The following is a 24,995-nucleotide window of genomic DNA, read 5'->3' as shown; positions in this document are numbered from 1 at the left end:
TTTAGATGAAATGACTATTCAACGCTATGTTCTAAACCAACAACATCACCAAGTAGAAATGCCAAGACTTCCACTACCGACTTAGCCCGCGTAGCGGGCAAGAAAGAAACCGCCAGCTTATTGCTGGCGGTTTTCATTTTATATTGAAGAAGGATTCTTCTTAGAAATAGTCCAGGCTAGATCAAAGAATGATTTCATGGTTTTTGCTAACTCCTCATTCTCTATGACTACGCCAAATAGTTGCTTCAGAGAAACAAAGGCAATTTTATTGCCGTAAATTGTAATGTCGCTTTCCATTGGAAAATCTGTATAGCTAACATAAGCTCTTTCTACGTTTGGATCATTTAACTTATGAATTTGAAGATTTCTATCCTTAATGACAGCAATAGCCTTAATTTTTATGTTTAATCTTGATCTTTGCGCTCCGTACTCATCCATTTCTTTTTTTGTGAAAGCAGAATTAAGTACGTCATAGTAGTAAATGAGGCGAATGTTTTTATCTGGCGTTTTTAGGAAACTATTTTGAATTGTCTTTATACCTGCCTTGCCTTCGTAATAGGTTACTTTAGGTTTTTTACTAGAAAAATTATAAAGCGACATTAGTTCTGGCATTAACCTATGTAAAACGTTTTCCTTGTTGTCTATTTCTTGCTTTTCTTGTTCAAGTAAGTGTCCGAGACGATCCGGTTCTGTAGCTGAATAATAAACTCTCTTGCCTTTAATGAAAGTGCTGACAAGACCGCGTTTAATTAAACTTTCTAAAGCTTCATAAGTTGCCACACGATTAATTCCAGCCTTTTTAGCAATCGCTAAAACGCTTTCTCCGCCCAACTCTAAAGCCGCTAAAAATACTTTAGCTTCTTTTTCGTCTAGGCCGAACTCAATTATTTGTTTATAAGTAATCATATATAATTATTATACTATATTATTCTGAAATTTGCTCTAGTCATGGAAAAAGACGAACTTTTTATGGTTCGTCTTTAAACTCGTAGTAATTATTCGTTGTCATATATGATATAACCTTGTTCATCATATACTTTTAGTATTTTGTCGCGGCCATTACCTAGAGGCAGACAACAGGCGAGAAATATAGAGCTATCACCTACTAAGACTATGTTAACGCCTTCATTGACTGACTCTAACATGCCGTATTCGCTGCTTCTTATAACTCCAAGCTGCAAATTGACGACAAAAACTTTTTCACCAATTGCTTGTTTTAGTTTATCTAAAGATCCTTTGGGTATTTTTTTCAATGTTTTATATTTTTATTTTCAAAATTTTTTCTGTTTCGCTCTTTTGAGCTCATCAGTTGGAATAATACATTCCAAGACAGAAGGCGGAAAATTAAATTTTCCGCCAATACAGACTATTTGCTGTTCAAGATAAGCTTGAGTGCCCTTTCATAGTCTTTTATAAAGGGCAGGCCCTGATCACATCTCTGGTTATCCCAGATAATAAGGTTACTGGCAAACAACATAGTTGTTTCGTTAACCTTAAATGGTTTACTGTCGTTACCGCCAAGATTATCAAGCGCCCAGGAAATAGGATTCTTATGATGATTAGAATCAGTCATAATAGCGATTTTATTAATGCCTAATCTAAGGCATAACAAAGCCAGAACAAAACCATAAGGGGTTTCTTGCCCTGCCATAGATTTATCGCCTAAGCCAGTGGGACTAGCAGGCATGAATAAATCCGTTATAACTAAATCAAAATTCTCCACCGGGACATTAGAGTCTTTTCTACGAGAAAAGTGATCGTCGCCGATTAATAATTCTTCAGCTGCTTCATAGCTATTAGCTGTAATCACTTCGTGATCAGTCAATAGTTTTTTGGCCGCTTCAAGATTATCGTTGTTATCATCGATTATTAATATTTTCATTATTAATTATCCTTTCTTTTAATTTAATGAACGGTTTTTTCTTAAATCAATAATCAATAATTATTAACTTGAGAAAAACGCCGATTATTTTTAATCGGCAGCGTGTTCAGTTTCAGGAGCGCCATTCCTAGCTAGGGCTTAAGCTATTCAGCTTAACTTTATTTAGACTTTTCCTTTTAGCTCAAAGCTCACAGAGTTAGCAATATCAGCTTATTATCTTAAGACTGGTATCTACTTAGAGTAGAATACCTGATATTCTCAAGCTCAACTTATTTCTAAGTTGATTAATAATACTTATATGACCAGCGCGATAATGAACCCGAATCCCTGCCCATAAGGTAGGACCATCAATAGGATGACGATTATATAAATAAGCGTATCGGATATCGTTGCGGTCTAAAGACCTGATGCTTGCTATTCTGATTTGGCTAAGTGAGCAGCGACTTTCTTCCGCCACTTCAAAGTAAGCGTATCCATCTTGGACTCTTACTTCACGCTCAGTTTGCCAGTCTTTGAGTCTGATCCAGAATGACCACATAATAGGCGTGTTAATCTTTATTTCTTCATGATTAGTTTGCTCTATTTTCCTGGTAATTACTTGATCAAAGTTTTCCAAGCTTCTCAAAATTTTTTTAGTCTTATAAAATGAACTTTCTTTTCTTAAATCAATAATCAATAATTATTAACTTGAGAAAAGGGCCGATGGTTTATTATCGGCAGGAATAAGCGGGGAATAATTTTTTTCAAGAATCAATAAACTTGTGCGTTTGACTATTTTTCAACAGTCTTCAGTTCCAGGGGACGCAAGTACCCTAGCCAGCGCTGAAACTACTTACTTCGCCTCAGCTTGTTTGGTCTTTTTCGTCAGCCATTGCTCGATTACGCCATTATAGAACGTTAGAGCATTCCTCCTGAAGCCATCTTTTTGAGGCTCATTGCTTACTCTCCAATAGCGATAGGCGCTATTGTAGGAGAAAGTTAATGAGTCATCTAATTGATGCAAGGTGGTGTCAACTTCGACGTTGACAATGGCACTGCCTTTAAACAGTCGTACCTTAGCGGTTGCGATGTTTGGATTCGCAGGTTTTTCAAAACAACCAGCAAACAAGAAAGCAGTTACGACGAGGATCATGATTGTTTTCATATAAGCTGCCTCCTTCGAGCAGTGGTTTAATTTATGAAAAATCATTTTGATTAAAATCTTATCAAGCAGGGGAGTAGAGATGCTCTTCTAACTCCCCGAGCCAAGAATCTACTAAGACAGAAGAACAGACAGCTTGTAGGATCTCTTCCAGCTAGTCAGGTTCCCATAAGAAGTCATGCCGCACATATAACTATGAAAGGCACCAAGTTTTAAATCAACAACAATCTTCTTTTCATTAATTGACTTGAGGTCAACTGATGTTAATTGTACTGTTGTAGAAGAAAAACTTCCTTGTGGATCTGACAGATTGGAATAAATTTCTTCTGACTCTGCAATTCCTTTACCCTTAACTAAGATAAAAAATTTGTAGTAATCAGAGGCAGCGTCACAATCACGGCTACTGTGGTAAGCCAGGATAAGGACTATTTCTCCGTCGTTAAGAGATTTCATTTGGTCAGCGTGCCAGCGTGATTCAGAAAAGCTGTTTTCAACGTAATCACGAAAAAGATTTTCATCTTCTAACATGTCAGAAACGAGTTGAAGACGTTTCTGCTGTTGTTCGTAATCACTCCAGTTGAATATTAGCTTTTTTGACTTTCCGCCTGTTTTTGAGAAAGAGTAAATCTTGATATTTCCAGCGCCGGTTCTAAAAGCAACCAGAGCTTTGTCTTTGTTTTCCTCTAAGATAACAGGATTACAAAAGTTATTATCATGATTATCAATTTCCCAGTTATAGGCGCCGCGGTACTGCTTCATACCACTGGAGTAAATTTTCTTCCAGCCGTTTCCGTATTTGGTTTCAACAATTAGCTCATTGAGATAAGCTATTCCAGCCGAGGAGGCTGGTTTGTTTTTGCCAACTACAGAGACGCGAAAAAAATTACCTTCTTGGCGGGCTGCCGTATCTTCTATGGCTCTATAGCTAGAGACCAACTTAGGAATCAGAGATACGGTTTCGTTACCAATTAGCATTTCGCTAGTTTTAATACTCAAAGTAATATCTGTTCCCATTATATGGTCCCTTCTTTTAAGTTTTTAATATTTTTAGTGAAAAGAACTCTCTGTAGAATCTCAATTTATTTAATTAAGATTCTAGTGGAGAGGGGAAGCAGAGATTTTTCTACTTCCCATTCTTGTCTGTTTTACTCGCTCTGTTTGGTATCAGAATTTTCTGCTAATGAAACTTCTTTTTTATTGTTTAAATTGAGATTTGATAATAGCTTCCGCTAATTCATATTTTCCTACCTCATGGGCTTCTTTGGCTTCAAGATAACTCTTGAATCTGCGATGGTTGGTAGTATTTAAACGTCTATGAAGTTCTGTTTCAATAGCGTTACCTAACTTCTCATCAAGGCTGTTGTTAAAAATTGTCGTAAGCTTGATGGAATTAGTGTAATCAATAGTTGGATCGTAATCTTTAGGATGATGGTACCAACGCCAATTATTCCAGTATAAGCCGTCATAAACTTTGTCAGGAAAAAATTTCTCTAACCAAGTTATTGCTTTTCTAAAGAAAGCGGTTGGCTCATTATATTGGATTACGGTTTTATCCATAACTACTTCATGGTAATCCTCAATGCGATTTAGATAACATGCCGAAATTATTACATGAATTATTATTTTCATTAAACAACCTTCCTTTTTAGTGAAAAGAGCATTCTCTACAGAGCCTCAATTCTTATTGAATTAAGATTCTGATAAAGAGGCAGAAAAGTTTCTGCCAATAAAGTCTGTTTTGATCTTTTGCCATGATCTTTTTTTGTTTTTAAATTTTTTCAAAAAGAACAAAGGAGATTTTAACCAGATCTCGAAAACTGGACAATATAGGATGACGAAGTTTTAATGGCGATAGTCCATTGGAAGTTCTGTCAGCTTCCCTCCGGAAAGTTTTTCTCTCAGCGGTGTCTAGAACGCCTTGATGGTTTGGCACTATTTATGGCCTTACTTACAAACCGATTTTTCTCTGCAGAGTCTCAATTGTTATTAAATTAAGAATCTGATAAAGAAGGGAAGTAGGAGTGTTTTTTACTTCCCTTTTTAGATAATTTACTATTACCAATAAGATAGATATAAATCTCAATCTAATCTACCTCTAGAACTTTTAAATTCAAGCAATCTTGGAATGCTTGCTTTAAAGCTTCTACCCAGCCTTTGCTCAGGTCGGGACTTGCTAAAAATTTAACTGCTGAATTTCCATCTTTTGTAAACCTAATGTTTTTGCTCAATAATGCTCTCTCGACTTTCTCTAGACGTTCTTCGCACTGTCTGCAATCAGAACCACATCTATCTGTTTTAGTCTCAAAATGAACAAAAATTTGATTGGCTTGAGTAAAAATACGAGCCTCTCTTGGTTTACTCCATCCTTCAATAGTAATTTTCATTTTTTATCCTTATTTAAGTTTAATGAACTTTTCTCTACAGAGTCTCAATTATCATTAAATTAAGAATCTGATAAAAAAGGGAAGTAGGACATACTACTTCCCAAGAGACACGTTCATCTTGTCGCCAAGATGGGCATTAGGTCTAGCTAATGAATGTCGCCCGCCAGTTGTTTGCAATCAGTTTATTTCTCTGACCACTCTAGTCTTAGACGTTACTAGAGTTTCCTTCATCCATCGTCGGGTTAGATTTACATCATACGATCTGATGTATCAATCTACTGCCCTTCGATGCGATTGGATTTCCTTCTCTTTCTGATTTTTTGTCAGAAGTTAAAGGGCCTTGAAGGCGCTGCATGTCGGATTGGTCGCCGACCTCCTTTTAAGGATAATTATTTTATCTTTAAGAGCAGATCGGTGACAATTAATTTTTAAATTTTTTTATTTCGTCCTTTTGGACTCATCAGTTGGAACACGCATTCCAATATAAAGGCGGAGGGCAGAAGTAGCTAATCTTCTGCGCTCCTAAAGAATTTCTCTGTTTCCAGAAGGCGTCGCTACCACTGCGATATTCTCTTTGCCTGCCAGTCTTTGACCATAAATCTTCTTTAGAAGATTAATACCTACTTGGTGTAAGTACCACTTTTTACGAGCCGTGCACGACTTATAAAAAGTGATGGTACTAGTGAAGTAATATTGGATCTACCAATTATTACTTTCTAGGTTTAATAAAGCCCTGGACCTGATCGTTTTTTTAATTTGTTCTCTACAGAGCCTCAATTATTATTAAATTAAGAATCTGACAAAGTCGGGAAGAGTGGTTTCTGCACACTCTTCCCGGAGGAGCTTTTTCTGTTTCCAGAAGGCGAGGTCCTATCTTCCTGTTTAGACTCTCCTGTGCCCACCAGTTTTTACCATTAGCAATTATTACATTAAGACTCATTACTTCAGGCTTGATTTGTAATCTTAATAACAATAATCTTGGTACTAGTTAAGTTAAATATTTTTTAGCTTTCTAGTTTTAATAGGTTGGTAGCCTATATGTTTTTCTATTTATGTTTATTTTATCTTTTAATTTTTTTTCCAATTTATATTCACAAATAAATAAAAAGGAGGGGATAGAGAAGTAGAGATGTTTTTCTACTTCTCTGGGGATAGAGAATTATCTTATTTCTAAGAAGGTTTAGCTTGCAAAGCTAATTTCTCGTTACCTGCCAGTTTTTAACCATTATTCACTTATCGCTGGATAAGTGACACATGCACCTTAGCAGAGGGCTATGTGTATTTATCATCCTAGTAATGATAAATAATGAATGGTACCAATTAAGCCTCCAAGGTCAATCCTTGAGGACTATGATTCAGCTCATGTCTTGATTTCTAATCAAGCATAGCTTTATTTCATAATCCGTCTAGCAGCTGTGGATTTACTGTTCCCGGGTTGGTCGCCAGGCTAACTCTTGAGAAAATATTTTTTCTCTCCTCAGGCGATAGTGGCAGGAGAACGACTATCGCTTGGGGAGAGAAGGCAATAATTTGTTTATTGCCATGAGATAATTTTGCCTGGTCTATGATTATCCCTTGCCTGTTTATTTAATGTCGGAGACAGCAGGCGCCGACGAAATCCTTTAAACCTTGATTTTAGTCAAGGCCCAGTTCTTCGCGCACCTGAGCGGTTGCGGCGAATAAACTAGTTGCCCATATAATATATATGAGGCCATTGATGGAGATGATGTATTTGTTCATTATTCCCCCTGGGTTTAATTTTTTAAAATACTTCTTTGTGTTTTTGCTTTCTGTTGTAACGACTTTTATCTTTAAAGCTTTTTGAGACAAGTTTTACATTCGAGAAAGCTTCTCGTGAAAGCTGTTTAATTACTTTCACTTTGTCGATTTTAATATTAATCGTTTGTTTTTTCATGACCTATTTATTTTTGTTTTGTTCCTGAAGCAACAAATTTCTTTGCTGACTCGGGAACAAAGGTAAAAGCGATGTTTTGCTTTTACCTTTTAAAAATCTGTTTAAAGAACGAAAAATATGTTTAGTAGAAAAACAGAGTTGGGATTCAAAGGTTAAGAGTCCCGTTTGCGTTTTTTGCTAGTCTTTTATAACTAGCTTAAACCACCTTTCGCGAAGGTAAACGCTTCTGATCTTTCTTTTTTATGGAAAAAGAAACAAAACCTTATCCGTAAGACGACTTCTTACACTCTACGCTGGCCGGCGTTTTGTGTATGAGAAGAGGCAATCTTCTCTCCCACTTTTCAACTATGCTCCATCTGTCAGGAAGCTTAGTGTTGTGGTATGATCCAACGTCGTCAAACTTACCCTTGTATTCGCCTTTCGCAATAGTCTTAGTTTTGCGAACGCTATGTTAGTAACAAGGGAGCTATTTAGCTTATTAGCTTGCGGCCAATATGCTATTAGCACTAACTTTCCGATCAAATATCTTGGCGAGACATATGATCTTCTAACTCTCACAACAGGCGCCAACCCATCATGATTCTATTTCCGATGGTTAAACCATCTTTCTAAAAGTCTTAGGCGGGTCTAAGTAACCCTCTTTTAGTGAAATAGATGGGGATTTGGATTGTCTGATAAAGTAATCAGACGACCCGGCAATGGATGCGTTCAGCAAGGAACCATCGCCTATCGTCTGTTGCCAGACTGTCATGTACCCCATGACTTTTTTTAATTTCCGCAGGCTTGAGAATTATTCAGCGTTGGTTATCCAGGATAGTTGTGTGTGGTATCCCTCCCTACGGGAATAATCTCAAGCTTTTTCGCGGACCTCTTTCTCCTATTTCTAGGAAGGCACTGGGCGCAAATGATTTTCGCGCTGGAGGTATAACCTGTCTTGGTTTGTGATATCTTTCGATACTGGGTTAAGGTTCGATGTCCTTCCCAACGTTTCCGCCAACTCCAGCTTATCCCTGGATGAATATAAGTAAAAATAATCTCGATTTATAAGTAGTAAGAGTGTTCAGCGCTGCGTTTAGGCGTAATATGGCCAGGCCAAGTCCCTATTAAAGGGTTAACTTCGTCAACGGGAACACTCTTAATACTAAACTGACTAGCTAATAACTTAGCTCGCGATTTTGTCAGGAATCGCAGCAGCCGCTTCTTGCTTGGCTTGCTCAGCTAACTTATTGGCTATTTCAGCTTCAAACACTTCCTTGCGCAGGACAAGATCAGAGTACAGTCTCACTGCATCAAGAATTGCTTTAACACCATGCAAATTATTTATTTGCCCTGGGCTAAAGAAATTTTTAACGTGATCAACTGGTCTCTTGGTGCTCAGTATTACCTGAACATTGTCTCTACCAATAGTGTTGAAGATAGAGAGTATACGAGCCAGCTTGGAAACGCTGTTCTCCTGTATTACTTTCATAACTAACACATAAGGAAGATCAAGAACCTCAATTGCTTGAGCAACGGTGTTCTTAAAAAACAACTGTGCCTCGGATAAAGGCTTAGGGGCCTTTACTGAAGCTTTGTTGTTCTTGTTTGAAGTTTTGTTGCTGGTTTGTTTAAGGTTCATTTTATACTCCTTCTTTTTTTAATGGTTATTACGAAGTTGAATATTTCAGCTCCATAAAAACCATTAAAAAAGAGGAATAGTGGCACGACAAGATTTTTATTGCTTTGTTAAAGTTCTTTTCCGCTCATTTAGATGAGAGAGTAAAGAAGTTAATAGTAAAAGATTTTGGCTTCTTCTCTTTCATCTAAATGAGCGGTCAAGCATTTGACAGTGAAGTGGTTTATTAGCTTGATACGCCATGCTAGCATAGCCAAAAATATTTGTCAAGACCCCCTTACACTTATATAAAGTAAGTATTGATAAATTGGCTAAAATTAAACAAGAAAGTGGCTATAAAATGCTCTCAAAAATTGTACATATTGCTTACACTTTTTTTGGCTATTTTTAAAATTCTTAGTTATGACGCAAACTTGACCAGCTGTCAAAATGATACTTTTCTTAATATTACAGTGTTTTTATAGTGATTTTGCTATGTTTTTATCTTTGACAGTAAGCATTTTTTAACGTAAAATTGAAAAGACTATATGACTGAAAAGGCTAAACACGTTGAATTAGAAGCTCAAGTCAGCCACTTCTGGAAAGAAGCTGGTGTTTTTGAGCGTTCAGTGCAAAAAGATGCGCCAAATGGTGAATATATCTTTTATGATGGACCGCCTTTTGCTACTGGAACACCGCATTATGGCCATATTGTGGCTAATGTTATGAAAGATGTTGTCCCACGTTTTTGGACCATGAACGGTTATCAGGTGGAAAGAAAGTGGGGTTGGGATTGCCATGGTTTGCCAGTTGAGAACATTGTTGAAAAAGAATTAGGTATTACTAATAAACAACAGATTTTAGAATTAGGCGTGGATAAGTTTAATGAAACTTGCCGTTCTAAGGTTTTAAGCTATATTGATATTTGGAAAGAGATGATTGATAAACTTGGTCGTTGGGTTGATATGGAAAATGATTATAAAACCTTGGATTTAGGTTTTATGGAATCAGTTTGGTGGGTCTTTAAGCAATTGTATGACAAAGGTTTGATTTATGAAGGTTATCGTTCAATGTATGTTTGCCCACGTTGTGAAACAACTTTGTCTCAATCAGAAGTTTCTGAAGGTTATAAAGATGTTAAAGATTTATCAGTTGTTGCTAAATTTGAATTACTCGACCCCTCGACTCCGCTCGGGGCAGGTGAACCAAAAACTTATTTGTTAGCTTGGACAACAACACCTTGGACATTGCCTGGTAACGTTGCGCTCGCTGTTAACGCTGATCTAGATTACATTAAAGTTGAAGTTAAGGGAGAAAAATTAATTATTTCCAAATTAGAACATGAAAGAAAAAATGCTAATGCTGATGTTAAAGTAATCGCTACTTTAAAAGGTAAAGATTTAGTTGGTAAATCATACAAACCATTGTTTGATTATTATGCTAAAGATACTGCAATCGCTAACCATGATAATGGTTGGAAAATTTACGCCGCTGATTTTGTTTTAGCTGAAGAAGGAACTGGTATTGTTCATATTGCGCCAGCTTTTGGTGAAGATGATATGAACTTAGGCAAAGAAAAGAATTTACCTTTTGTGCAACATGTTGGCATGAACGGAATTATGAAACCTGAGGTAACTGATTTTGCTGGCTTACATGTTAAGCCAATTGATGATGTTAGTTCTACCGATGTTGCAATTATAAAATATTTAGCTTCTAAGAATTTATTGTTTGCTAAAGAAAAATACGAACACAGTTATCCGCACTGTTGGCGTTGTGATACTCCTTTAATTAATTACGCCACTAGCTCTTGGTTTGTGGCCATTACAAAAATTAAAGATCAGGCTTTAGAAACTGCTAAAGAAATTAATTGGTCACCAGATTATATTAAAGAAGGTCGTTTTGGTAATTGGTTAGAAGGTGCACGCGATTGGTCAATTTCTCGCCAAAGATTTTGGGCTTCTGTTATGCCTCTATGGAAGTGTGAAGAATGTAGCGCTATAAAAGTTTTTGGTTCGGTTAAAGAATTAGAAGAGGCGAGTGGTAAAACTGTGACTGATTTACATAAACATATTGTTGATTTAATTACTGTGCCTTGCACTTGCGGTAAAGTAATGAAGCGCGTACCAGATGTGTTGGATACTTGGTTTGATTCTGGTTCTATGCCTTATGCGCAAATGCATTATCCATTTGAAAATACGGAACGTTTTGAAATGAATTTTCCAGCTAAGTTTATTGCTGAAGGAATTGATCAAACACGTTGCTGGTTTTATTATTTACATGTTATTGCGACAGCTTTAAAGAATAAACCAGCTTACCAAAACGTTATTGCTAACGGTATAGTTTTGGCTGAAGATGGTAAAAAAATGAGCAAAAGACTTAATAATTATCCTGATCCAATAACTTTGTTTGATAAGTACGGCGCCGATGCCCTGCGTGCTTATCTTCTTGCTTCGCCGGTTATGCAAGCTGAGAATTTGAATTTTTCTGAAAAAGGCGTTGAAGAAGCTATGCGAAAAAATGTCATGTTACTGTGGAACGTTCATTCTTTTTATGAAATGTATGCGAGTTCCGAAGTTGTGGCAACACATGATTCAACTCATGTTTTAGATGAATGGATTGTGGCACAATTAAATTTATTGATTTCAACCGCGACCAAAGCCATGCACGAATATATTTTGCCTCGTGCCATGCGTGCTATTACAGAATTCATTGATGAACTTTCAACCTGGTACTTACGCCGCTCACGTGACAGATTTAAAGAAGATCCCCGCCTACGCGAGGACAGGCGCGAAGACAAGCAAGCTGTCTTAGGCACAATGAAATACGTTTTAGAAACATTGTCTAAAGTTATGGCGCCGTTCATGCCATTTATGTCAGAAGCGATTTGGCAGAAAGTAACTGGCTTTGATTTTGTAAATGAAAAACAAAGTGTTCATCTTGAGAATTGGCCAAGTGTTTCCAATAGTTTTGAAAAGATTGATAAAGAAGTTTTACTTAAAATGGAAATGGCGAGAAAAATTGTTGAACTTGGTTTGGCGAAGCGTGATGAAGTTAAAATTAAAATTCGTCAGCCATTAGCAAAATTACAAATCACAAGTGGTAAGTTAAAAGTTGATAATGAAGATTTGATTGATTTAATTAAAGATGAATTAAATGTTAAAGATCTTGTTTTCGCGGTTGGCTTTGAAGAAAAAGTTGAACTTGATACTGTCATCACGCCTGAGTTAGCTAGTGAAGGTTTGAAGCGTGAAATTGTTCGTGCCATAAATATTATGCGCAAGAATAATAATTTAACAATCAACGATCGCGTTGAGCTGGCTTGGTCATCAGATGATGAATTAGTTAAGCAGACCATGGCACAATATAAAGAAGAAATTAAAGCTGATACTTTAGCAACTGATATTATTATGGAAAAGAAAGATGGAGCAGAGGAACAAAAAGTTAACAATAAAATAATTTATTTATTAATTAATAAAATTAATTAACGCTCTTGTCATTCCCGCGAACGCGGGAAACCAGCGAAGGTATTTTATGCCATCTTGTCTGGGTGCCCGCCTACGCGGGCATGACGGAGTAACAAATATATGACAACATGGATCATCATAGGTATAGTAGTTCTTTTGGTTCTTTTCGTGATCGGCATGTACAACGGTTTGATTCGTTTAAAGAATCGCGTTGATGAAGCTTGGGCTGACATTGATGTACAGCTAAAGCGTCGTTATGACTTAATTCCAAACTTAGTGGAAACAGTCAAGGGTTATGCGGCTCATGAACAAAGTACTTTTGATAAGGTTGTAGCGGCTCGCGCTGCGGCGATGAACGCGCAAGCTAGCGGTGACAAAGCGGCGGTTGAAAAAGCCGAAAATGAATTGTCCTCAACTTTGAAGAGTATTTTTGCATTATCCGAAGCTTATCCTGACTTAAAAGCCAATACTAATTTCTTAGAATTACAAAGAGAATTATCAGATACAGAAAATAAGATTCAGGCTTCACGCCGTTTCTACAACACCAATGTTCGCGACTTCAATACAAAGTTACAAGTTTTCCCAACCAATATGATTGCCAATATGCTTGGCTTTAAGGACAGAGTATTTTTCGAAGCTGCGGCTGATGAAAAACAGAACGTGAAAGTGGGCTTTTAATATGGCTCATGAAATTGAAACAAAAGTTTTGGATATTGAACAAACTAGTTTAGAACAAACTCTTGTTTCTCTTGGTGCCGAGCAAACACAAAAAACCCGATTGATTGTTGATTGGTACAGAATAAAAGATACGAAAGAAGGAGAGGATCCTTGGTTTTTACGTATTCGTTCTAACTCGCAAGGTTTGCATGAAGTTACCTGGAAAGCTAAATCAGATATCTTAGGCGTGGCTCGAAAACATAAAGAAATTAATTTCTTAATTTCTGAGCCGGAAAAATTAGCTGATTTATTTGAAGAGCTGGGACTGGAAAAATATGCTCATCAAGAAAAAGATCGAACTTCATATAAATTGAAAGATTGGAATTTTGATATTGATCAATATCCTAAAATGCCGGCGTATTTAGAAATTGAGGGGACGAGCGAAGAGCATGTTAATGAAGCGATTAAATTATTAAGTTTAGAAAATAATCCAACTTGGGCTAAAGGCGAAAGAATCTTAATTCAAGATACGTATAAGTTGGATTGGTATAATATGAATTTTTAGTATGGAAAAAATTTTTGAAAGCCCATATTTAAATAATAAATTAGAGAAAGATAATGGAGAAGAATCTTATCCAATGATTTCAGGCAATTATCGTTTTGGAACCACGGATTATGATTATGAAAAACCCGAAGGTTCTTTCAGGGCTCAATTAGGAAATACAAGTATTTCACTAGATTATTCAAGACCAGACCCTTATCTTTCTGAAAGCCTCAGAGCGGGGCTATTAAGTAAAAATGTAAACCAAAATGAGCTCAAAAATATTCTTAAAAACGTCAGGGCGCTTGATCGCTTTGTTGTTGAAAACAAAAATGGGTGTTTTGATCTAAATTCAGCTTTTCCTGGGGGCAAAGTTTATTTTAATTTGGGCGAAGGTAATGTTGAATCATTTATTAATATGGGTCATAAAGTGATTTTTTTAGAACAAGATCCGTGGACTCCAGAAGGACTTGTTGCCTTGCTCCATGAAGTTGGTCATTATAAAGATTATGTGAGGAGCAATCATAATCAGCGTACTATTAAAAAAATATCACGCCATCTGATTAAGAAAGATTTAGGCACTGAATCGGAGGGTGAAGTAGTCTTAAAAGAAGAGCGAGATGCTTGGGCTTTTGCTTTGAGAGATTTAAAGCCATTCAAAGAAGACTTGGATATTTATCTTGATGAACTGGAAGAAGAGATTCATGGATTATGTTTAAAAAGTTATTCTGATTTTATAAAAGAAACACTTGGTAAAAATTAATTATGCCATCAATCCATACTCAAATCGATTCTAATAAAAAAATTTAATGTTACAAATTTTTGGCTACATTTCTGCTTTGCTAAGTATAATTGCGATCATACCTTATGTACGCGATATATTTAGAAAGAAAACTAAACCAGAAAGAGCCTCCTGGCTTATTTGGACAATCTTAGGTTGTGTTGCGTTTTTCTCTCAGTTAGCCAAAGGGGCAGGTGATTCACTTTGGTTGACCGGTAGTCAAACTTTAGTTGTGTTATTTATATTTTTACTGTCTATAAAATACGGTGTTGGTGGTTTAGTAAAAAAAGATATAATAGCAATTATTTTTACTGTGCTAGGTTTAGTTATTTGGTACTTTACTAATAATTCTGCTTATGCACTTTTCATGGTAATTATTATTAGTGCTATCGGTGTTTATCTTACTATTATAAAAGCTTATAAAGAGCCAGCTACAGAAACAACTAGCACTTGGTTTATGTCTGGAACTTCAGGAATATTCGGCGCGGTTGCTGTTGGCTCATTTAGTTTTATTTTGTTGATCTATCCTATATTTATAATCTTAACAAATTATTTAGTTTTCGCTTCAGTTTTATTAGGTAAAAATAAACTTAAATCAATTGCTTAATATGAAGGAAATATTTAATAGTCCATATTTAAATAGTAAATTAGAGAAAGATAATGAAGAAGAGTCTTATCCGATGATTTCAGGCTATTATCGTTTTGGCACCACAGACTATGACTATAAAAAACCCGAAGATTCTTTTAAGGCTCAATTAGGAACAACAAGTATTGCTTTAGATTATTCAAGACCTATTTTCTATAAGACTCAAGCAGAAGCGATACAAGATTATAAAGATTTACCCCTGGATGATATTTTAAATATCTTTAAAAATGGTAGAAAACTTGATAATTTTGTTATTGAAAATGAAGTTGGGCGTTTTGATCTAAATGAGGCTTTCCCTGAGGGTAAGGTTCTTTTTAACATAGAGATAGGTAAAGGCCAATCATACATTGATATATATAACAAAGTAATTATTTTAGGAGAAGATCCATGGACGCCAGAAGGACTTGTTACATTGCTTCATGAAGTTGGGCATTATAAGGATTATTTAAGAAGTAATCCTTCTGAGCGTCATGCTAAGAAAACTGCTCGTAACTCAATTGATGAGGGTAAGGACATTGAATTCAACAGTGAATTGTTATTAAGAAAAGAAAGAGACGCTTGGGCTTATGCTTTAAAAGATTTAGATCCGTTCAGAGAAGATTTAGATATTTATCTTGATGAATTGCAAGAAGAAATTCATGGGTCATGCTTAAAGAGTTATTCAGATATTATCAAAGAAAAACTTAATAAAAATTAATTATGCCATCACTATATACTCAAATAGATTCTAATAAACGAAACACCTGGATTTTAATGTCTGTGTTTTTCGTCGCAGTTATTATTATTGGTTGGGTATTTTCGCAAGCCATGAATAATTCAGCGATTTTATATATCGCTGTAATTTTTAGTATTGTTTCTAGCTTTGTTAGTTATTGGTGGAGCGATAAAATTGTTTTAGCTATGAGTAGTGCTCATCCAGTTGATATGCAAACTAATAAAGAGCTATATCGCTTGGTAGAAAATTTGTGCATTACTGCAGGATTACCAGCACCGAGAATTTATGTGATTGAAGACACGGCGCCGAACGCCTTTGCTACTGGACGAGATCCTGAACACGCTGTAATTTGCTTAACCTCTGGCATTGTTGCCAAACTAGAAAAATCAGAATTAGAAGGAGTGATTGCGCACGAACTTTCGCATATTGGTAATCGCGATATTTTGCTCGCGACAGTGGCGACCGTCTTAGTCGGTGTAGTTGTCTTATTAGCTGATTGGTTTATGCGTTGGAGTATTTTTGGTGGTCGTCGTTCTAATGATCGTGAGGGCGGGCAAATCGCTTTGGTCATAACTATTGTGGCTATCGTTCTCGCGATTTTAGCGCCGATTTTTGCTTATATGTTACAGTTTGCGATTTCAAGAAAAAGAGAATTTTTAGCTGACGCTGATGGAGCAATGTTAACGCGCTATCCTGAAGCGCTAGCTAGCGCACTCGAAAAGATTTCGAAAGATTCTGAGCCTTTAGAAGTAGCTAATCGCGCAACAGCGCATCTATATATTGTTACGCCGTTTAAAGAAAATGGAGAAAAGAAAATTGGTTTTTTCACTAAAGCTTTTATGACACATCCGCCGGTCGAGGAAAGAGTCGCGGCTTTAAGGGGAATGGAGATTAAGTAATACTTACTGTCATTCCAGCGAAAGCTGGAACCCAGGGTTAAATGTACTACGGTGAAATCCTGGGTCCTAGCTTGCGCTAGGATGACAAAAAAAATTAACATGAAACCAAAAAATAAAAAATTGAATAAGAAATCAATTATCGTAGCCGTTAGCGGCGGCTTTGATCCACTTCATGTTGGACATGTTAGAATGTTTCAAACCGCTAAATCATTAGGTGATTATTTGGTTGTAATTTTGAATAATGATAATTGGCTTGAATTGAAAAAAGGCTTTGCATTTATGCCTGATAAAGAACGCAAAGAATTAATTGAAAATATTAAATGGGTTGATAAAGTAGTTTTGAGTTTCCATAAAAAGGGGACTAAAGATATGAGTATTTGTAATGAACTTAAAAAAATTAAACCTGATATTTTTGCTAACGGCGGCGACAGAACACATTCAAATATTCCCGAAGTTCCGGTTTGTGAAAAGCTTGGTACTAAAATGATTTTTAATATTGGTAAGGGTGGTAAAATTCAGTCTAGTTCTTGGCTTTTGAGTGCTCATAAGAAAAGACAATCAAAATTGATATGAAAACACTTAAATTTAGACCACATTTAGTCGAACAAATTTTAGCAGGAACAAAAACTGTTACTTGGCGTTTATTTGATGATAAAGATTTGAGTGTTGGAGATAAGGTTGAATTTTTAAATTGGGAAACAAAAGAAAAATTTTGCGAAGTGGAAATTACCGCGGTCAAAGAAAAGAAGCTAGTTGAAATCGAAGAAGCTGACTTTAATGGCCATGAAACCTTTAAAGATAAAGAAGAAATGCTTCAAAATTATCAAAATTATTATGGAGAAAAAGTTAATTGGGATACTGTAGTAAAGATAATAAATTTTAAAATGTTATAATATGGATCAATCAGTTAATGTAAAAATTGTTGTGTTTGTTCCAGTTGATCAAGCCGAAACTGTTAGGCAAGCTATGGGCCAAGCTGGAGCTGGTAAAATCGGCAACTATAGTTTTTGTAGTTATTCTTCGAATGGCGTTGGTCGTTTTGTGCCTAACGCCGGAGCTAATCCAGCTATTGGAGAAATTGGACAGCTAGAAGAAGTGGCTGAAGAACGTATTGAAATGGTTTGCCCGCGGGCCATAATTAAAGATGTTGTAGAGGCTATAAAAAAAGCTCATCCTTATGAAGAAGTAGCTTGTGATATTTATCCATTAGAAGCTTTATAAAAAAATTATGTTGTCATACATCAAAGGAACAGTCATCTCAAAATTAAAAGACGATTTAATAATTCGTGTGGGTGATTTAGGTTATCGTATAACAGTTACGCCAATTGTTTTTGCAGAAACTAAAATTGATGCTGATATTGAATTATATTTGCATGAAGCCGCTCGTGAAAATTCTATTGAACATTACGGCGTTAAAACACTTGATGAGCTAGATTTATTTGAATCATTAATCTCCGTTTCTGGTGTTGGTCCAAAATCAGGTTTAGCCATTTTAGGTTTAGCTCCAGCTGCCGCTTTGCGCTCAGCTATTTCTCGCGGCGAAGCCGACACTTTAACTAAAGTCTCGGGCATCGGTAGAAAAACCGCGGAAAGAGTTATTCTTGAATTACGTAATAAAATGGGAAGCATTAGTGAGGCTGGTGTTATTAGTAGCGGTGGATCAGATGAACTAGACGCTTTGATGGCCTTAGGGTATTCAGCGCCGCAAGCACGTGATGCGCTCGCTAAAGTTGACGCAACAATTACTGATAGTGGTGAAAGAATTAAACAAGCCTTAAAAAATATTTAAAAAGTCAGAACCACAGATGACACTGATTTACAGATGTTCACAGATAAAAGTATCTGCGTTAATCTGCTCAACTGTGTAATCCGTGGTTCAGACAATTAAAGATGGTAAAATATATGATAATAAAAAAGAAATCATGGCCAGAAGAATTTCAGGCCACTCTGAATGGTTCAAAAAAATTTGATTGTCGTTTGTTTGATTTTGATTGCGCTGTTGGCGATACGCTGTTGCTTGAAGAATGGGATTCTTCGACTAAAGAATATACTGGTAGAACTTTAGAGAAGAAGATTACTTATATTTTGAAGACTAAAGAAGTTGCTTTTTGGAAAGAAGAGGATGTTAATGATAAGGGTTTTCAAATAATGTCGTTAGAATAAAATGAATTTTCAGGAATTAGAAATTAATCAAGAATCATTAGCTAAACTAGACGCCTACTCAGTGTCTTGTTCGCCTTGCCAGTTTTTACAATCTAACGCCTGGTTAAAATTTCAAGAGAGTATTGGACATAAAGCTCATATTTTTTCCTTTGAGCATGAAAACAAAACTATTTATTTTTCTGTCTTTGAACATCATTTGCCCTTAGCAAAAAAATATTATTATATTCCACGCGGACCCGTTTTAGGCTCAGCTAATCTCTGGCCAGTTTTACTTAATAATTTGAATAATTTATTTAAGAAAAATAAAACTTTAGTTTTTGCTCGCCTTGAACCTGACGCTACTTTTGTAAATCATAATCTAAAACGAGTCATTGATGTTCAACCCTGCAATACTTTTTATACTGACTTGAAAAATAGTGAAGAAGAAATTCTAAATTTAATGCATTCAAAAACCCGTTATAATATACGTCTTGGTTTAAAAAAGGATTTAAAGTTTCAAGCTAATGATTCTGACATTGAATCATTTTGGAAATTGATGGAAGAAACAACGCAGCGTGATAAATTTTCTTCGCATCATAAATCTTATTATGAAAAAATGATTAGCTCAGGTGCGGTGCAGTTAGCAACTATAAGACATAATAATGAGGTGATTGCCGCCGGAATTTTTTCTAAGTTTGGTAATACCATGACTTATTTGCATGGTGCCTCATCATCAGCTAATAGGGAATTAATGGCGCCCTATGTCTTACATTGGTTAATGATTCAACAAGCTAAAGCTGAAGGTCTGACTTATTATGATTGGCACGGTATTGATGAAAAAAAATGGCCAGGGGTGACGCGCTTCAAACTTGGTTTTAAAGGACACAATGTTGATTATCCTGGGACTTTTGATTTAATACTTGCTCCGACGATTTATCTTGGTTATAATATACTTCGCGGCATTCGTCGTCTTTTTTAATATAATTCAGATTACAAGAATATGGATAGAGCTCTACAAATCATTAAACGTTTTATACCAAAAAAATTATTTCATATGGCTTGGCCGCTTTATCATTTTTTGTTAGGCGTCACAGCTAATATTGTTTATCGTTGGCCAAGTCAAAAGTTAATTGTGATTGGCGTAACTGGTACAACTGGAAAAACTACGACAACATATTTGATTGCTTCAATGCTGCGCGGTGCCGGCTACAAAGTTGGTTATACTTCAACCGCTATGTTTTCGGACGGAAATAGCGATTGGATTAATGATAAAAAGATGACCATGGTCGGTCGTTTGTTTACGCACAAGATGTTACGTAAGATGTTAAAGAATGGTTGTCAGTATGCTGTTATTGAAACTTCATCTGAAGGTATTGTGCAGTATCGTCATCGCTTCATTGATTATGATGTAGTTTTGATTACTGGTCTTTATCCAGAACATATTGAGTCACATGGCAGCTTTGATAATTATCGCGAAGCTAAAGGTATGCTTTTCTCTCGCCTCAAAGATTGTAAAACAAAATACACTGATGATAATAAGAAAGTACATAAAGTTGAGGGGATTAAGAAGCTTAGTTTGAATCGCGTTAAGAAAACTACGATTGTTAATGCTAATGATCAGTATGCTAGTTACTTTGCTAGCTTTTGGGCCGAAGAAAAATTTGCTTTTAACTTACGCAATGAAAAAGTCCCAGGCCTATTCGAAGAATCAGTTAATCGCGTGGTAGCTGATATTTCTCAAACTGATACAGAAAGAAAACTTATTATCAATAAAACTCCAATTACAGTTAATATGTTAGGTCGTTTTAACTTAACTAACATCTTAGCAGCCGCCACAGTTGGTTTAACGCAGGGGATTAGTCTAGATAAGATTAGAGTCGGCTTAGAGCAAGTTTCCGGCGTGCCTGGTCGTCTTGAGAAAATTGATGAAGGTCAGTCCTTTAGTATTATTGTTGATTATGCCTTTGAGCCAAATGCCGTTAAAAGATTGTATGAAACTATTAATGAATCTAAACATGGCAAGATTATTCATGTCCTAGGCTCAACTGGCGGTGGTCGCGACAAGTCTCGTCGCCCTATTTTAGGTGCAATTGCCGGTGAAATGGCTGATATTGTGATTGTGACTGACGAAGATCCTTATGATGAAAATCCATCTTTGATTATTGAAGCCGTAGCCCAGGGCGCTGAATCAGCTGGTAAAAAGCGTAATTTCAATCTTTTCACTGAATTATCTCGTCGTGAAGCAATAAATAAAGCTCTAAAATTAGCCAAAGACAATGATGTTGTGCTTATAACTGGTAAAGGCTCAGAACAAGCCATTTGTCGAGCTAAAGGTAAGAAGGAAAAATGGGATGATCGTAAAGTCTGCAGAGAGGAATTAAGCATCGTCTCAAAAGCTGTGGATAACTAAAAAGCAAGCCCCTGGTTTTTACTTGAGTATATATCGATATTTGGCTTATATTAAATACAAAACACTAGTCTTGACAATTCTAGTTAAAAGGGCGGCTAAACTGTTGACAGGGTATTAAATTGTTGTTAGTATAAAAAGGCTTATTTAAGCAAATTTTATACTAATAAAGTGAACGGCCAGAGAGTGTATTATCAATTCTCAAATACACAGATTTCGTAGTTTATAGGCCGTTTTTTTGTTTTTTTACGAGGGTTTTTTATAATCATATACGCTGTCCTAACCCTTCCCACAACTAAATTAATCTCCATAACTGACATCTCAATATATCGTTGAGATGTTTGCCGTATTAACTAATAATATTTCCGCCTATGCCAAAAACGTCTTCTGTGCCGGTACGCCTCGAGACCGGACGTAAATATTTTATTGATCAGGATGCTACTATCCCAATGCCTGATTTAATAGAAGTTCAAAAAGATTCTTACGCATGGTTCCTTAAAGAAGGTTTAGCTGATTTGTTTGACGAGATTTCTCCGATTACAGATTTTATTGGTCGCGATTTAGAACTTCATTTTGGCGAGTACTATTTTGATGAACCAAAATTCAATGAGGCGGAAAGCAAAGCGAAGAATGTTACCTACGAAGCTTCTTTGCGTGTTCAAACTACATTATTAAATAAAAAGAATGATCAGAAAACAACTCAAGAAGTATTCTTGGGTGATTTTCCAATCATGACAAAAAACGGAACTTTCATTATTAATGGTATTGAACGTGCCATTGTTTCTCAGTTGATTCGCTCCGCTGGTGTTATTTTTACAACAGAGCTAATCCGCGGACGAAAATATTACGGCGCTAAGATTATTCCTAACCGTGGTGCTTGGATTGAAATTGAAACTGATGCTTCTGGTGTTATGTGGGCTCGTATCGATCGTAAGCGTAAAGTTGCCGTAACTTCTTTGTTGCGTGCTTTTGGTTATGGAACTGATGAAGAAATTCGTGCTTTGTTTGCTCATGTTGAAATGACAGAGGTTGATTATATCGAAGCTACTTTAGGTAAAGATACAGCTAAAGATGAAGCCGAAGGTTTAATTGAAGTTTATAAGCGTATTCGTCCAGGTGATTTGGCCACCGCTGACAACGCTCGATCTTTGATTCACTCCATGTTCTTCCGTTTTGATCGTTATGACTTTGACCGCGTTGGTCGCTATAAATTAAATAAGCGTTTTGGTTTTGATATTCCTAATAATAAATCGACTCGTATTTTACGCCGTGAAGATTTAGTTGCTATCATTTCCGAAATTATTCGCTTAAACATTACTCAAGATAAAGAAGACGATATTGACCACTTAGGTAATCGTCGCGTTCGTGCTATTGGTGAATTAATTCAGAATAAGGCTCGTATTGGTTTGGCACGTATGGAACGTATTATTAAAGATAAGATGAGTATTTTGGAGATTGAATCTTTGACTCCAAATAAACTTATTAATGCCCGTCCAGTTATGAGCGTAGTGAAGGAATTCTTCATGTCCTCACAGTTGTCACAGTTCATGGACCAAACAAACCCTTTGGCCGAGTTGGAACACAAACGACGTTTGTCAGCTATGGGTCCTGGTGGTTTAACTCGTGAACGCGCTGGTTTCGAAGTCCGCGACGTGCACACCACTCACTACAGCCGTATTTGTCCGATTGCTACTCCAGAAGGTCCAAACATTGGTTTGGTTGGTCACTTTGCTAGCTATGCTCGTATTAACAGCTATGGTTTTATTGAAGCGCCTTACCGTAAGGTTTTGCATGATATTGAAAATAAACCAGAATTAACGGTTGGTAAAATTACTCGCGACGACGTTCTTGATTCAAAGGGTAAAGTCGTCTTAAAAGCCGGTGTCGAGATTACTGAAAAAATCGCTAAAGAACTTCACTCTGAACTCGGCGTCGCCGTTACTATTCCGATTAAGCCAGTTATAACCAGTGAAATTGTTTACCTTGATGCTTTTGAAGAAGAAAAATATATTTCTACTGCTTTCACTACGCCGAACGATGCTAATGGTTATTTCTTAGTTGATAAAGCTGAAGTCAGAAAATATGGTGAACCTGCGCTAGAAGACGTTTCGAAGATTGACTTGATTGGCGTCGCCGCTAACCAAATCGTTTCGGTTGCTACATCATTAATTCCATTTCTTGAACACGACGACGGAATTAGAGCCTTGATGGGAACAAACATGCAACGTCAGGCCGTACCTTTGATTGCAGCTCGCGCTCCAATCGTTGGTACTGGTGTTGAAGCTCGTGCGGCCTCTGACTCTGGTCACGCTATTTTGGCAGAGGAAGATGGTGAAGTAATTAAGGTTGATGGAACACAAATTATTGTTCGTGATAAGAATGGTCATGACCATAATTATCCTTTGAGCAAATTCTTACGTTCTAACGCTTCAACCTGTATTAACCAACGTCCAATTGTTAACCGCGGTGATCATGTTAAGAAAGGTCAGTTTATGTCTGATGCTTCAGCTGTTGATAAAGGTGAATTAGCTTTAGGTAATAACGTCTTAGTCGCTTTCATGACTTGGGAAGGTTATAACTATGAAGACGCCGTTATTATTTCTGAACGTTTAGTTAAAGAAGATTTTTATTCTTCAGTTCATATTGAGAACTACACCATCGATGTCCGCGACACTAAACTTGGTCCAGAAATTGTTACTAACGACATTCCAAATATTTCAGAAGAAAAACTTAAGAACCTTGATGAGAAGGGTATTATCCGTATTGGTGCTGAAGTATCAAGCGGTGATATTTTGGTTGGTAAGATTACACCAAAAGGTGAAACTGAATTATCAGCTGAAGAAAAATTGTTGCGTGCTATCTTTGGTGACAAAGCTAAGGATGTTCGTGATTCTTCACTCTACCTTGAACATGGTGAACACGGAAAAGTTATTGACGTTAAGATTTTCTCCCGCGAACAGGGTGATAAACTTTCCGCTGGTGTTATTCAATCAATTCAAATCACAGTCGCTAACTTAAGAAAGATTCGCGCCGGTGATAAAATGGCTGGTCGTCACGGTAACAAGGGTGTTATTTCTAAGATTGTTCCAGTTGAAGATATGCCTTTCTTGGATGACGGTACACCAATCGATATTATTCTATCTCCATTAGGAGTTGTTTCCCGTATGAACTTGGGTCAGTTACTTGAAACTCACCTTGGTTTTGCAGCCCAGAAATTAAATTACAAAGTAGCGACTCCGCCATTAAACGGAATTACTGAAGAACAGATTAAGAATGAACTTAAGCGTGCTGGTTTACCAGAAGACGGTAAGGTTGTTTTGACTAATGGTAAAACCGGAGCTGACTTTGATAACAGAGTCTCAGTTGGTTATAAGTACATGCTCAAATTGAACCACATGGTTGAAGATAAAATTCACCAACGTTCAATTGGTCCATACTCACTTATTACTCAACAGCCTTTGGGAGGTAAAGCTCAATTCGGTGGTCAGCGTTTCGGAGAAATGGAAGTTTGGGCTTTGGAAGCTTACGGTGCTGCCCATTGTTTACAAGAAATTTTGACCATTAAGTCAGACGACGTTGCTGGTCGTTCTAAGGCTTATGAATCAATTATTAAAGGTGAAACTATAAAGAAATTAAATGTACCTGAATCTTTCAACGTCTTGGTCCGCGAATTGAAAGGTCTAGGTCTTGATGTTGAATTACTAGACAGCGATAACCGGCCAATTGACTTGGAAAAAGCCGGCGATGAAATGGACTTACCAAGACAGAATTCATTCCCCAACCCAGAGTCAGCTCCAGTGGTTGAAAATGAAGCTGCTGAATAACCC

The 24,995-nt window shown here is 36.6% G+C and carries 25 protein-coding genes; 15 read left to right on the top strand and 10 right to left on the bottom strand.

Annotated elements, in window-relative coordinates; translation table 11 throughout:
* Positions 1–14: 14 nt before the first annotated feature.
* The 10 genes from NTY12_04290 to NTY12_04245 form a co-directional block, all read right to left on the bottom strand.
* Positions 15–137, bottom strand: coding sequence for a hypothetical protein (locus NTY12_04290; GenBank protein MCX6793219.1), 123 nt, complete (start codon positions 135–137; stop codon positions 15–17).
* A 1-nt stretch (position 138) separates the two neighbouring features.
* On the bottom strand, positions 139–906 hold the full coding sequence (locus NTY12_04285) for a helix-turn-helix domain-containing protein (protein ID MCX6793218.1): 768 nt from the start codon (positions 904–906) through the stop codon (positions 139–141).
* Positions 907–995: 89 nt separating this feature from the next.
* Positions 996–1,253 (bottom strand): hypothetical protein, encoded by a 258-nt coding sequence (locus NTY12_04280; GenBank protein ID MCX6793217.1) that lies wholly within the window; start codon positions 1,251–1,253, stop codon positions 996–998.
* A gap of 113 nt (positions 1,254–1,366) precedes the next feature.
* Entirely contained in the window at positions 1,367–1,882 is a 516-nt protein-coding gene (locus tag NTY12_04275) for a response regulator (protein ID MCX6793216.1), read from the bottom strand.
* Between the two features lie 235 nt (positions 1,883–2,117).
* Positions 2,118–2,507, bottom strand: a complete 390-nt coding sequence (locus NTY12_04270; GenBank protein MCX6793215.1) for a hypothetical protein — start codon at positions 2,505–2,507, stop codon at positions 2,118–2,120.
* A 207-nt stretch (positions 2,508–2,714) separates the two neighbouring features.
* The gene (locus NTY12_04265) at positions 2,715–3,026 is read right to left on the bottom strand and encodes a hypothetical protein (protein ID MCX6793214.1); all 312 of its coding nucleotides are present in this window, start codon (positions 3,024–3,026) and stop codon (positions 2,715–2,717) included.
* Between the two features lie 111 nt (positions 3,027–3,137).
* Positions 3,138–4,037, bottom strand: a complete 900-nt coding sequence (locus tag NTY12_04260) for a hypothetical protein (protein ID MCX6793213.1) — start codon at positions 4,035–4,037, stop codon at positions 3,138–3,140.
* A gap of 180 nt (positions 4,038–4,217) precedes the next feature.
* Complete coding sequence (locus NTY12_04255; protein ID MCX6793212.1) at positions 4,218–4,580, bottom strand: hypothetical protein; 363 nt, start codon at positions 4,578–4,580, stop codon at positions 4,218–4,220.
* A gap of 527 nt (positions 4,581–5,107) precedes the next feature.
* Positions 5,108–5,407, bottom strand: coding sequence for a hypothetical protein (locus NTY12_04250; GenBank protein ID MCX6793211.1), 300 nt, complete (start codon positions 5,405–5,407; stop codon positions 5,108–5,110).
* Positions 5,408–8,484: 3,077 nt separating this feature from the next.
* Complete coding sequence (locus NTY12_04245) at positions 8,485–8,940, bottom strand: hypothetical protein (protein ID MCX6793210.1); 456 nt, start codon at positions 8,938–8,940, stop codon at positions 8,485–8,487.
* Positions 8,941–9,464: 524 nt separating this feature from the next.
* Between NTY12_04245 and ileS the strand changes: the two genes are divergently transcribed.
* From ileS to NTY12_04170, 15 genes are all read left to right on the top strand, one after another.
* On the top strand, positions 9,465–12,401 hold the full coding sequence (gene ileS / locus NTY12_04240) for an isoleucine--tRNA ligase (GenBank protein ID MCX6793209.1): 2,937 nt from the start codon (positions 9,465–9,467) through the stop codon (positions 12,399–12,401).
* 99 nt (positions 12,402–12,500) lie between these two features.
* Complete coding sequence (locus NTY12_04235; GenBank protein ID MCX6793208.1) at positions 12,501–13,058, top strand: LemA family protein; 558 nt, start codon at positions 12,501–12,503, stop codon at positions 13,056–13,058.
* 1 nt (position 13,059) lies between these two features.
* Positions 13,060–13,602, top strand: a complete 543-nt coding sequence (locus tag NTY12_04230) for a CYTH domain-containing protein (GenBank protein ID MCX6793207.1) — start codon at positions 13,060–13,062, stop codon at positions 13,600–13,602.
* 1 nt (position 13,603) lies between these two features.
* The gene (locus NTY12_04225) at positions 13,604–14,341 is read left to right on the top strand and encodes a hypothetical protein (protein ID MCX6793206.1); all 738 of its coding nucleotides are present in this window, start codon (positions 13,604–13,606) and stop codon (positions 14,339–14,341) included.
* 46 nt (positions 14,342–14,387) lie between these two features.
* Positions 14,388–14,966, top strand: a complete 579-nt coding sequence (locus tag NTY12_04220) for a hypothetical protein (protein ID MCX6793205.1) — start codon at positions 14,388–14,390, stop codon at positions 14,964–14,966.
* Position 14,967: 1 nt separating this feature from the next.
* Entirely contained in the window at positions 14,968–15,702 is a 735-nt protein-coding gene (locus NTY12_04215) for a hypothetical protein (protein ID MCX6793204.1), read from the top strand.
* Between the two features lie 2 nt (positions 15,703–15,704).
* Positions 15,705–16,619, top strand: a complete 915-nt coding sequence (locus NTY12_04210; protein ID MCX6793203.1) for a M48 family metallopeptidase — start codon at positions 15,705–15,707, stop codon at positions 16,617–16,619.
* Positions 16,620–16,718: 99 nt separating this feature from the next.
* The gene (locus tag NTY12_04205; GenBank protein MCX6793202.1) at positions 16,719–17,192 is read left to right on the top strand and encodes an adenylyltransferase/cytidyltransferase family protein; all 474 of its coding nucleotides are present in this window, start codon (positions 16,719–16,721) and stop codon (positions 17,190–17,192) included.
* Positions 17,189–17,512 (top strand): ASCH domain-containing protein, encoded by a 324-nt coding sequence (locus NTY12_04200; GenBank protein ID MCX6793201.1) that lies wholly within the window; start codon positions 17,189–17,191, stop codon positions 17,510–17,512. The genes NTY12_04205 and NTY12_04200 overlap by 4 nt, the downstream gene beginning before the upstream one ends.
* 1 nt (position 17,513) lies before the next feature.
* A complete protein-coding gene (locus NTY12_04195) occupies positions 17,514–17,840 on the top strand; it encodes a hypothetical protein (GenBank protein MCX6793200.1) in 327 nt (108 codons plus the stop codon).
* Between the two features lie 7 nt (positions 17,841–17,847).
* The gene (gene ruvA / locus NTY12_04190; GenBank protein MCX6793199.1) at positions 17,848–18,408 is read left to right on the top strand and encodes a Holliday junction branch migration protein RuvA; all 561 of its coding nucleotides are present in this window, start codon (positions 17,848–17,850) and stop codon (positions 18,406–18,408) included.
* A 113-nt stretch (positions 18,409–18,521) separates the two neighbouring features.
* Positions 18,522–18,782: a DUF3850 domain-containing protein gene (locus tag NTY12_04185; protein MCX6793198.1), complete on the top strand. Its 261-nt coding sequence runs from the start codon at positions 18,522–18,524 to the stop codon at positions 18,780–18,782.
* 1 nt (position 18,783) lies between these two features.
* Entirely contained in the window at positions 18,784–19,740 is a 957-nt protein-coding gene (locus tag NTY12_04180; GenBank protein ID MCX6793197.1) for a peptidoglycan bridge formation glycyltransferase FemA/FemB family protein, read from the top strand.
* Positions 19,741–19,761: 21 nt separating this feature from the next.
* A complete protein-coding gene (murE, locus tag NTY12_04175) occupies positions 19,762–21,171 on the top strand; it encodes a UDP-N-acetylmuramyl-tripeptide synthetase (protein ID MCX6793196.1) in 1,410 nt (469 codons plus the stop codon).
* A gap of 368 nt (positions 21,172–21,539) precedes the next feature.
* Positions 21,540–24,992 carry a DNA-directed RNA polymerase subunit beta gene (locus tag NTY12_04170; protein MCX6793195.1) on the top strand — a complete coding sequence of 1,151 codons (3,453 nt, stop codon included), beginning with the start codon at positions 21,540–21,542 and terminating at the stop codon, positions 24,990–24,992.
* The last annotated feature ends 3 nt before the right edge of the window (positions 24,993–24,995 follow it).

Source organism: Candidatus Falkowbacteria bacterium (assembly GCA_026396835.1).
In the GTDB taxonomy this organism is placed as follows: Bacteria; Patescibacteriota; Patescibacteriia; order Patescibacteriales; family Patescibacteriaceae; genus Patescibacterium.
The sequence above is the reverse complement of the archived record's forward strand: the minus strand, read 5'-3'. Positions and strand labels throughout refer to the sequence as shown.